This is a genomic window from Mycobacterium sp. pV006, assembly GCF_041287115.1.
GTDB lineage: Bacteria > Actinomycetota > Actinomycetes > Mycobacteriales > Mycobacteriaceae > Mycobacterium.
The window spans coordinates 345,112-355,346 of record NZ_JBGGKT010000003.1; the positions used below are offsets into that span (position 1 = coordinate 345,112).

General features: G+C 69.1%; 10 protein-coding genes and 1 pseudogene. 2 read left to right on the top strand and 9 right to left on the bottom strand.

Annotated elements, in window-relative coordinates; genetic code table 11:
• Positions 1-51: 51 nt before the first annotated feature.
• The 8 genes from ACAG25_RS07670 to ACAG25_RS07705 form a co-directional block, all read right to left on the bottom strand.
• On the bottom strand, positions 52-1,089 hold the full coding sequence (locus ACAG25_RS07670) for an NUDIX domain-containing protein (protein WP_370487737.1): 1,038 nt from the start codon (positions 1,087-1,089) through the stop codon (positions 52-54).
• Positions 1,086-2,216, bottom strand: coding sequence for a glycosyltransferase family 4 protein (locus ACAG25_RS07675; RefSeq protein WP_370487738.1), 1,131 nt, complete (start codon positions 2,214-2,216; stop codon positions 1,086-1,088). Before ACAG25_RS07675 ends, ACAG25_RS07670 begins: the two co-directional genes overlap by 4 nt.
• The gene (locus tag ACAG25_RS07680; RefSeq protein WP_370487739.1) at positions 2,216-3,160 is read right to left on the bottom strand and encodes a phosphatidylinositol mannoside acyltransferase; all 945 of its coding nucleotides are present in this window, start codon (positions 3,158-3,160) and stop codon (positions 2,216-2,218) included. The genes ACAG25_RS07675 and ACAG25_RS07680 overlap by 1 nt, the downstream gene beginning before the upstream one ends.
• On the bottom strand, positions 3,157-3,819 hold the full coding sequence (pgsA, locus tag ACAG25_RS07685) for a phosphatidylinositol phosphate synthase (protein ID WP_370487740.1): 663 nt from the start codon (positions 3,817-3,819) through the stop codon (positions 3,157-3,159). The genes ACAG25_RS07680 and pgsA overlap by 4 nt, the downstream gene beginning before the upstream one ends.
• The gene (locus ACAG25_RS07690; RefSeq protein WP_370487741.1) at positions 3,816-4,364 is read right to left on the bottom strand and encodes an HIT domain-containing protein; all 549 of its coding nucleotides are present in this window, start codon (positions 4,362-4,364) and stop codon (positions 3,816-3,818) included. Before ACAG25_RS07690 ends, pgsA begins: the two co-directional genes overlap by 4 nt.
• A 1-nt stretch (position 4,365) precedes the next feature.
• On the bottom strand, positions 4,366-6,426 hold the full coding sequence (thrS, locus tag ACAG25_RS07695; protein WP_370487742.1) for a threonine--tRNA ligase: 2,061 nt from the start codon (positions 6,424-6,426) through the stop codon (positions 4,366-4,368).
• A gap of 85 nt (positions 6,427-6,511) precedes the next feature.
• Positions 6,512-6,940 carry a TIGR02611 family protein gene (locus tag ACAG25_RS07700; protein WP_370487743.1) on the bottom strand — a complete coding sequence of 143 codons (429 nt, stop codon included), beginning with the start codon at positions 6,938-6,940 and terminating at the stop codon, positions 6,512-6,514.
• Complete coding sequence (locus ACAG25_RS07705; RefSeq protein WP_370487744.1) at positions 6,937-7,563, bottom strand: PaaI family thioesterase; 627 nt, start codon at positions 7,561-7,563, stop codon at positions 6,937-6,939. Before ACAG25_RS07705 ends, ACAG25_RS07700 begins: the two co-directional genes overlap by 4 nt.
• An 83-nt stretch (positions 7,564-7,646) precedes the next feature.
• Here ACAG25_RS07705 and ACAG25_RS07710 point away from each other — a divergent pair, with 83 nt between their 5' ends.
• Both ACAG25_RS07710 and ACAG25_RS07715 read left to right on the top strand, forming a co-directional pair.
• Positions 7,647-8,144, top strand: a complete 498-nt coding sequence (locus ACAG25_RS07710) for a DUF1990 domain-containing protein (protein ID WP_370487745.1) — start codon at positions 7,647-7,649, stop codon at positions 8,142-8,144.
• A 75-nt stretch (positions 8,145-8,219) separates the two neighbouring features.
• The gene (locus ACAG25_RS07715) at positions 8,220-8,960 is read left to right on the top strand and encodes a GAF and ANTAR domain-containing protein (protein WP_370487746.1); all 741 of its coding nucleotides are present in this window, start codon (positions 8,220-8,222) and stop codon (positions 8,958-8,960) included.
• Positions 8,961-9,006: 46 nt separating this feature from the next.
• Here the strand turns inward: ACAG25_RS07715 and ACAG25_RS07720 are convergent.
• Positions 9,007-10,235 (bottom strand): annotated as a pseudogene (locus tag ACAG25_RS07720) (hypothetical protein); the annotation flags it as partial.

Consider the following 10,235-nt stretch of genomic DNA (forward strand, 5'->3'; position numbering starts at 1 on the left):
ATAGCTACCGAACCAGTTTAGTGACGCCCGCAAATCCGAAAATGTTCCGCGTCAGCGGATGGATTGCAGCGGTCGCCGGGAAACCGCGTCCGGCGCATCGGCCAGCGCGTTCGCCTCGTCGAGAAGCTCTCCCAGCTGCAGCGGGTAGACGGCCTCACCGTCGGCGACCAGTTGTTCGATCATTGTCGCATCACACCAACGGTGGCCGTGGATGTAGGTCCGCTCCAGACCGCTGCGACCGGCCTCGGACGGCTCGAAGCGGCGTACGCGGTGGACGAAGTACATCTCTTCGCTGCGCAACACCGCGCCGTTGAAGTTGATGACCGCCTCGCGGCGCCAGATCGGCCCGATCAGTTCGGTGGGCGACACGCGCAGGCCGGTCTCTTCCTCGATCTCGCGGGCCGCGGTTTCGGCCAGCGTCTCACCCGCCTGTGCCGCACCCCCGATCGTGAACCACCAGCGCGGCTTGGGCGAGCCCATCAGCGCGGGATCGGACCCGCACAGCAGCAGCACCGCCCCGTGCTCGTCGAGCAGCACCGCGCGTGCCGAGGTGCGACGCGGTGCCGGCACGGCTTCCCTGGTCGACCGCTCTCCGCCCTCGGCGATCTCGAAATACGTTGGCAGAGCTGCTGTCCCGCCGAGTTTGAGCCACCGCACCGGACGGCGTTCGCGCAGCGCGAGGGTGTCGCGGACGGCATCATTGTGGAATCTGCGCGCCAACAGCACCCGGGCTTCGGCGTCGGCCAACTCGGCCACCAGCGCGCGCGGAATGGAACTCGGGTCCACGTGAGACAGCGCGGCCGACAGTTCGTTCTCGGCGCCCTCGCGCTGGGAACGGGGCGCGCGTTCGGCGGCATCGGCCAGGGCGGCGAGCCGCTTCCCGGCGGGCCCGGCCCCGTAGGCGTCGGTGGCCACGGCCCGCGCCACCACCGCGCGTCGGGCCAGGGCACTGTCGAGCGCCTGCCAGGACAGGTCGTAACGCACGTGCAGCCGGTCCAGACGGTTCGCGGTCTGATAGGCCCAGATCGCGACGAGCACCACGAGCAGGACCACCGCGACGACGATCACCGCTGTCGCCCAGGTGATCACGACGCAACCTGGACTTTCACGCCGGATCCGGCGACCGTGTCGTACACCCGGAGGATCTGTCCGGCCACCACCGACCAGTCGTATCGGGCGACGGTCTCGGTCGCGCACTCGATGTAGCGCGCCCGCAGCGCCTCATCGGCCAGCACGTCGATCAGCGCCGCGGCCATGGCGTCGGCGTCGCCGACCGGGACCAGGCGTCCGGCGTCGCCGTCGCGCAGCACGCGCCGGAACGCGTCGAGGTCGGCGGCGACCACTGGCGTCCCCGCAGCCATCGCCTCGACCAGCACGATCCCGAAGCTCTCGCCGCCGGTGTTCGGGGCGCAGTACACGTCCGCGCTGCGCATCGCCGAGGCCTTGTCGTGGTCGTCGACCTGGCCGAGGAAGCGCAGATGCTTCGCCAGCGGTCCGGCCTGCCGACGCAGTTCGTCCTCGTCACCGCGCCCCACGACGAGGATCTCGATGTCGTCGAACCGCGCGGCCACCGCCGGCAGCGCACCGAGCAGGACGGCCATCCCTTTGCGCGGCTCGTCGTAGCGGCCGAGGAACAGCACGGTCTTGCCCGCGCGCGGATAACCCGGCAGCCGCGACGCGCGGGCGAAGAAGTCGACGTCGACCCCGTTGGGGATCTCGACAGCGTCGCTGCCCAGGGCTTCCATCTGCCAGCGGCGCGCGAGGTCGGACACCGCGATGCGGCCGACGATCTTCTCGTGCATGGGACGCAGGATCGGTTCGAACACGGTCAAGGTCAGCGACTTGGTGGTCGATGTGTGAAACGTCGCGACGATGGGGCCCTCGGCGATGTTCAGCGCCAGCATCGACAGGCTCGGAGCGTTGGGTTCGTGCAGGTGCAGGACGTCGAAGTGCCCGTCGCGCAGCCATTTCTTGACCCGGCGGTGGGTGGCCGGCCCGAACCGCAGCCGCGCCACCGAACCGTTGTACGGGATCGGGACGGCTTTGCCGCCGGAGACGACGTAGTCCGGCAGCGTCGCGGCGGCCTCGGGTGAGGCCGGGGCCAACACACTGACGTCGTGGCCATGCTCGCGCATGACCTCCGCGAGCTGCAGCACGTGGGACTGCACGCCGCCGGGAACGTCGAACGAGTATGGGCAGACCATCCCGATGCGCATCAGGACGTCTCTTCCAGACGCGCCCGACGCTCCCGCGACAGGTCGGCCAGCCACTGGGGCTGCATCATGTGCCAGTCCGCGGGGTGCTCGGCGATGTTCTGCGCGAACCGATCGGCCAGCGCCTGCGTGATCGCCGTGACGTCGCCGCTGCTGGTGTCCAACTCCGGGTAGACCGCCATCCCCCAGCCGTCGTCCTCGAACCAGCAGTGCACCGGGAACAGCGCCGCGCCGGTGGCCAGCGCGAGCTTCGCCGGGCCGGCGGGCAGCCGGGTGGGCTCATCGAAGAAGTCCACCTGCACGCCGGTGCGGGTCAGATCCCGGTCGGCCATGAGGCACACCACCCCGTTGTCGAGCAGCCGGTCGCGCAGGACGTCGAACGGGGGCCGCGAGCCACCCGACAGCGGCACCACCTCGAATCCGAGGCTCTCGCGGTAGGCCAGGAACCGGTTGTACAGCGACTCGGGTTTGAGACGTTCTGCGACCGTGGCGAAGCTGCCGTGATTCTGGACCAGCCAGACCCCGGCCATGTCCCAGTTGCCGCTGTGGGGAAGCGCCATCACGGCGCCCCGCCCCTCCTCGAGAGCCGCCCACAGCATCTCGACGTTGTCGACGCTGAGCTTGCGACCCAGCTCGGCGTGATCCATCGACGGCAACCGGAACGCCTCCCGCCAGTAGCGGGCGTAGGACGCCAGCGAGGCCCGCATCAGCTCGTCGGGGACGTCCTCGGGGCTCACCCCGATGACCCGGGCCAGGTTCTTGCGCAGCTGACGTGGGCCGCCGTTACGCGAGGCATACAGAGCGCCGGCACCGAATGCGTTGCGAGCCACGATCTCCGGGGCGGCCCGGACCAGTCGCCAGCCGGCGGCGTACCCCCAGTCGGTGAGCTGGCCTCCGACCGCCGACGGTAAAGCCAGCAAGCCGCCCGGCCCGGGTCGCTCGGTCATTGCTCCGGTGTCTCGGTGTGGTCGGGTCCGGTCAGACGGTCCATCGCGCCGGGAGAAGTGCGCACGCTGTGCAGACGTTGGCCGATGGTGATGACACTGGTCACCGCGAGCACCCACATCGCGACGTGCAGCAGCCACGGCAGTGGCGCCAGCGGGAAGTCCGACAATCCGGCACCGACGAGCACGATCACCAACCGTTCCGGCCGTTCGATCAGCCCGCCGTCACCGGACAGCCCGCTGGCTTCCGCGCGGGCCTTGATGTAGGAGATCACCTGCGAGGAGACCAGGCAGATCATGGTGGCCACCACGAGTTCGGGACTGTCCAGACCGAACGCCGCCCACCACAGCAACCCGCAGAACACCGCGCCGTCGCTGACGCGGTCACAGGCCGCGTCCAGGACCGCCCCGAAGCGGGTACCGCCGCCGCGCTCCCTGGCCATCGCGCCGTCGAGCATGTCGGCGAGCACGAAGACGAACACCGCCACCGCGCCCCACCACAGCTCCCCCATCGGGAACAGCGTCAGCGCTGCGAGCACCGATCCCGCGGTGCCGAGAATCGTCACGCGGTCCGGCGTCAGGCCCACCCGTAGCGCGGCGCGCGCCACCGGACGCGACAGCTTGGTGTACGCCGCACGCGTCATCAGGTAGAAGTCGCTCACGTCTGGTTTTCCCACTCGGCGGCCAGCAGGGCGCGGGTGTCGCGCAGCAGCTGCGGGATGACCTTCGAGTCACCGATGACGGTGATGAAGTTCGCGTCACCTCCCCAGCGGGGCACCACGTGCATGTGCAGATGCTCAGAGAGGGAGCCGCCGGCGGAGGTACCGAGATTGAGGCCGACGTTGAAACCGTGCGGCCGGGACACCGCCTTGATCACCCGAATGGCCTTCTGCGTGAACGCCATCAGCTCACCGCTCTCGGGCACGGTGAGCTCCTCGAGCTCGGCCACGCGCCGGTACGGCACCACCATGAGGTGGCCCGGGTTGTACGGGTAGAGGTTGAGCACGGCGTAGACGAGATCGCCGCGGGCGACGACCAGACCGTCCTCGTCGGACATGTTGGGGATGTCTGTGAACGGCTCCGAGGAGGTCGCCGAGCCGCCCTTGACGGCGTCGGCGATGTAGCTCATCCGGTGCGGCGTCCACAATCTCTGCAGACGGTCGGGCTCCCCCGCACCGCGGTCGATGATGGTGTCCTCCGGGTCCACGTCACCCCTCGTTCGTGTGGTCGATCGTCACCAGATCGGCTGTGGGGAAGGCGTTTTCTCTGCGTTGCACCCAATCGACGATGGTCTTGACCGCGACGTCGCGCGGTATTCCGTTGATCTGCGTGCGGTCACCGAACCGGAAGGACACCGCACCGGCGTCGACGTCGCGGTCCCCCGCGAGCAGCATGAACGGCACCTTCTGGTTGGTGTGGTTGACGATCTTCTTGGCCATCCGGTCGTCGCTGATGTCCACCTCGACGCGAATTCCGCTGCCCCGCAGCTGCGCCGCGACGTCGTGCAGGTAGTCGATGTGCCCGTCGGCGACGGGGATCCCGACCACCTGCACGGGCGCCAGCCATGCGGGGAACGCACCCGCGTAGTGCTCGGTCAGGACGCCGAAGAACCGTTCGATGGAGCCGAACAGCGCACGGTGGATCAGCACGGGACGCTGCCGGGTTCCGTCGGCGGCGGTGTACTCGAGCTCGAAACGTTCGGGCATGTTGAAGTCGAGCTGGATGGTCGACATCTGCCAGCTGCGGCCCAGCGCGTCCTTGACCTGGACGGAGATCTTCGGACCGTAGAACGCCGCGCCACCCGGGTCGGGCACCAGGTCCAGACCGGAGGCCTCCGCGACCTCGCGCAGGGTGTCGGTGGCTTCGTCCCAGATCTCATCGGATCCGACGTACTTCTCGGGGTCCTTGGTCGACAGCTCCAGGTAGTAGTCGTCGAGGCCGTAGTCGGCGAGCAGATCGAGCACGAAGCCCAACAGCGACGCCAGTTCGTCGCGCATCTGCTCGCGGGTGGTGTAGATGTGGGCGTCGTCCTGGGTCATGCCCCGAACGCGGGTCAGGCCGTGGATCACACCGGACTTCTCGTACCGGTACACCGATCCGAATTCGAAGAGCCGCAGCGGAAGTTCGCGGTAGGACCTGCCCCGTGAGCGGTAGATCAGGTGGTGCATGGGGCAGTTCATCGGTTTGAGGTAGTAGTCCTGCCCCGGTTTGCGCACCGTGCCGTCGGGGTTGAGTTCGGCGTCGATGTGCATCGGCGGGAACATCCCGTCGGCGTACCACTCCAGATGTCCGGAGGTGACGTAGAGCTGCTCTTTGGTGATGTGCGGGGTGTTGACGAACTCGTACCCGGCTTCGAGGTGCTTGCGCCGCGAGTAGTCCTCCAGCTCGCGTCGCACCACCCCGCCCTTGGGGTGGAACACCGGCAGACCCGAGCCGAGCTCGTCGGGGAAGCTGAACAGATCCAGCTCGACACCGAGCTTGCGGTGGTCGCGGCGCTGCGCCTCCTCGATGAGCTCGAGATGGCGGTCGAGTGCCTCCTGGGACTCCCACGCGGTGCCGTAGATGCGTTGCATGCTGGCGTTGTTCTGGTTGCCGCGCCAGTAGGCCGCCGAACTGCGGGTCAGCTTGAACGCCGGGATGTACCTGGTGGTCGGAATGTGCGGGCCGCGGCACAGGTCTCCCCAAACCCGTTCGCGGGTACGGGGATTGAGGTTGTCGTAGGCGGTGAGCTCGTCGCCGCCCACTTCCATCACCTCGGGGTCGCCGGATTTGTCGTCGACGAGTTCGAGCTTGTAGGGCTCGTTGGCCAGTTCTTCGCGGGCGGCGTCCTTGGAGGGGTAGACACGGCGTTCGAAGAGTTGGCCGTCCTTGACGATCTTGCGCATGCGCTTCTCGAGGGCTTCGAGGTCCTCGGGGGTGAACGGTTCGGCCACGTCGAAGTCGTAGTAGAAGCCGTCGGTGATCGGCGGGCCGATCCCGAGCTTGGCATCGGGAAACAGTTCCTGCACCGCCTGGGCCAACACGTGGGCAGCCGAGTGCCGGATGACGCTGCGACCGTCCTCGCTGTCGGCCGGGACGGGCGTCACCTCGACGTCGGTGTCGGGAACCCAGGACAGGTCACGCAGTCGGCCGTCCGCGTCGCGGACGACGACGACGGCGTCGGGCGCTCCCCGTGACGGAAGACCGGCGTCGCGCACTGCCTGCGCCGCGGTGGTCCCGGCAGCGACCCGTATCGGGGCAGCCGGGGCGGGGCGGGCGGGCGCGCTCATGGCGGGATCTCCAAACTGTCGAAGGACGTGGCGTGGTGAGCCAGGACCGAGTCGCTGACGGCGACCATGCTATCGGGACCGGTCGCTAGCTCCCCAGACCAACGGGGCTCTCGAGCCACGGGTGCTCGATGTTGACCAGTCGCGCCGCGAAGGCAACCGCGCCGAACAGCCACAGGGTGCCGAGCACGACCGCGGCGGTGAACAACGCGCCGGCGAGCTGGACCCACAGCCCCTGCTGTTTGAACCAGGCCATCGCCGCGTCGTAGCGCTTGCGGGCGTAGCGGAGCAGCCGGTGGGCCCACTCGAACTCGGTGGCCAGGATGCCCAACCCGAGGAACACGATGGCCCAGCCCGGGCCGGGGTACGGGATCGCGATGATGCCGACGGCCAGCACGATCAGGCCGACGACACCGATGGTGATGCGGTAACCCAGATCAACCATCCGGCGCTGCCGTAGTCGGTCGCGCCAGCGTGCCCACCGCTTGGCGATGCTGACTCTGTCGTTCCCGGTCACGGCTGACCCGGTTTCAGCTTGACGAACAGTGCGTGCGCGTCGGCGAGGACGTCGTCGCCGTCGAGCAGCCGACCGGAGACGAAGATCTTTCGTTCCACGATCTCGTCGATCTGGGCTTCGACCTGCAGTTCGCGCTCCACAAGGGCGATCTTGCGGTAATCGACGTGTAGGAACGCGGTGCGCTGGGCCTGGCTGTCGCTGAGTTTGAAGGATGCGTAGCCCAGTACGGAGTCGAACAAGTGGGCCACCGCACCGCCGTGCGCGGCACCGTTGCGGCCGAGGTGGAACCGACGGAACCGGATGCTCCCTTTGAGGCGGTTGTCGTCGGTGACGTGCAGTTTCGACGGGATACCCAGGATGTTGCCGCGGTTGGGCAGGTCGGAGCGGCGTCCTGACGGCGACGACCACTCGTCGGCTTCGTAGGGCGCCAGCAGCTGCGACACCTCTTCGATGAGGTCTGCTGCGCGGGTGATGACGTCGTCGGGCGCGTCGGCGGCACGGGCGTGATCCTGCAGGGTACGGACGGCCTCGATGAAACGACCGTAGTCGGGTCCGCCGCGGGTGGTCGGTTGCGGCGGATTGAAACCACCGCCGATATGCGCAGGGGATTTGTCCACGGTCACCCGCTCACCGTATTGGGTCGTGTGTTCGGCGGCAGCACCGAGTTTGCTCCGCGTGTCGACAGCACTGCTGTCAAGCTGGCGACATGAAGTTGAGGGACGTCTTGGACCGGCCGTTGACCTACTCCGAGGTCGGCGCCACCGTGGGAGAAATGCCCGCCGGGTACCGCCACGTGTCCGAATCGGCAGTCATCGGCCGTGGTCGCGCACGGTTCGATGAAGCGGCCGCTGCCGGGATGCGTTACGGCATGCTGCGCGGAGCGGGATTGCGGGTGGATGCCACGTCGCCGGTGGCCGAGGTCGGGGCCACCGTGGTTGTCCACCTGGGTCCGGTGCCCGCGCCGTGCCGGGTGGTTGCCGTCTTCGACGAAACCGACCGTCGCGGGTTCGCCTACGGCACGCTGGCGGGTCATCCCGAGACCGGTGAGGAACTCTTCGCGGTGCGATTCGACCCGGTGACCGAAGCGGTCCACGCGGAGGTCCGCGCGTTCTCGCGGCACGCGACCTGGTGGAGCAGAAGCGCCGGTCCTGTCACCACGCTGGCCCAGCGACTGGTCACCCGACGGTATCTGCGCGCCTTGTGACGGTGCGGGTGTCGTCTTCGCCAGACGGACACGAGGTTGTGCGCGCGGGCGCTAATCTCGGAGCACTATTGACGCATGAGCAGGACGGTGAGGGTGGACGAACCAACCCCGGTCGAGGTCGCACATCTGCGTGTGGCCGAGTTGGTGCAGGGGCTGCACAACAGGACGGACGGCGACACCGACAGTGTGATCGCCGAACTGGCCGAGCATGCCGCTGCCGAGATTCCCGGCGCCCAGTACGCCGGTATCACCCTGACCAGGAACTCCAAGAACATCGAGACGCCGGCTGCCACCTCCGAGTGGCCGGTGCTGCTGGACAAGATCCAGCAACGTCATCTGCAGGGACCGTGCCTCACGGCGGCGTGGGAGGAGAAGACCGTCCACGTCGCAGACCTCGAGCTGGACGACCGGTTCCCGGACTACCGGCGCGACGCGTTGGCCGAGACACCGATCCGGTCGATCATGGCATTCCAGTTGTTCATCGCGGGGGAAACGTTGGGCGCGTTGAACATCTACGCCGAACAACCGCATGCGTTCGGAACCGAATCACGCACGCTGGGACTGATTTTCGCGGCCCATTCATCGGTGGCGTGGAATTCGGCGCGCCGCGACGAGCAGTTCCGGCGGGCGCTGGCCAGCCGCGACATCATCGGCCAGGCCAAGGGCATGGTGATGGAGCGCTACGGCGTCACCGCGGTGCAGGCGTTCGACCTGTTGCGCAAGCTGTCGCAGGATTCGAACGTCCCGCTGTTCCAGGTGGCGAGCGATCTGGTCGCCGACGCCCAGTCCTCGGGTACACAGCCGAAGGCACGATGACCGAGCAGTGACGAACGGTTGCCCGTCCGTCACTGCTCGTCGGTTGTTACTCGTTGCCCCAGCGGTCCCGGCCCGCGGGCACCGTCCCGGTGATCAACGCTCGCGGGATGTCGGCGTTGGCGATCGGCGCGGTCGCTGAATCCTCCGCCGTGGCCGACCAGTCCGTTCCGATGCACAGCAGATCGGACGGCACCGGGATCTCGTTGGGCAGCGGGACCGGCAGGCCCGGGATCGACGGGATCGACAGCGGCGAGGGGTTCACCAGGTTCGACAGACCCGTCGCGACCAGCGGGGTCACCGGATCCGGCGGGCCCGGCACACCCACCGAGGCCGCACCCACGGCGCCCGGGGCGGGTGCCGGCGGCGGCGGGAGGACGCTCGCCACCGACGATGCCGTGTCCTGCACCGCCCGCAGGGCACCGGGCGGTGTCAGCAGGTCGGCCACCGTCATCGAGCTGCCCGGAGCTCCCGGCGTGGGTGAAGACGGCACGCCACCACCTGTGGTGACCGACCCCGGCGGGGTCCCTGGCGTCGGCGGCGTGCCACCGGACACCGAGGTGTTGACGGGGCCGCCGGGGGTCGGCGGTGTCGGCGGAGTCACCGCACCGGCCGGAACCGTCGTGGACGCAGGCGGCGTCGGCGGAGTCGGCGGAGTCACCGCACCGGCCGGAACCGTCGTGGACGCAGGCGGCGTCGGCGGAGTCGGCGGAGTCAACGCACCGGCCGGCACATTGGCTGCTCCACCAGGGGCGGGAGGCAGCGGCGGCGCCACCACGCCGGCTTCACCGACGATCGGGGCACCCGGTGCGGGGGCACCCGGCGGTGTCCCACCGGGCACGGCCGCTGCAGCGCCACCACCGGGGGCCGGGGGCGTCCCGGGACCGGCGACGCCTGCTGCCGCGTCGATCGGCGCACCGCCACCGGGCAGACCGCCAGGGGCGGCTGCACCCGCCGCGCCCTCGACCGGGGCGCCACCACCGGGCAGACCGGCCGGGGCGGCCACGCCTGCGTCTCCGAAGATCGGCGCGGCAGGTGCGGGAGCCTCGGCGCCGACTCCACCGGCGGCCGCTTCGATCGGGGCGCCCGGGACACCGGGCACGTCGGCAGCGACCGGAACGGCCGCGGGGCCACCTGGCGCAGGCGGGGCGGGCGGTGTCACGACGCCGCCCTGAGTGCCCACCGGAACACCCGGCGCGCCCGGAGCAGGCGGCGTCACCACACCACCCTCAGTCCCCACCGGAACACCCGGCGCACCCGGAGCAGGCGGCGTCACCA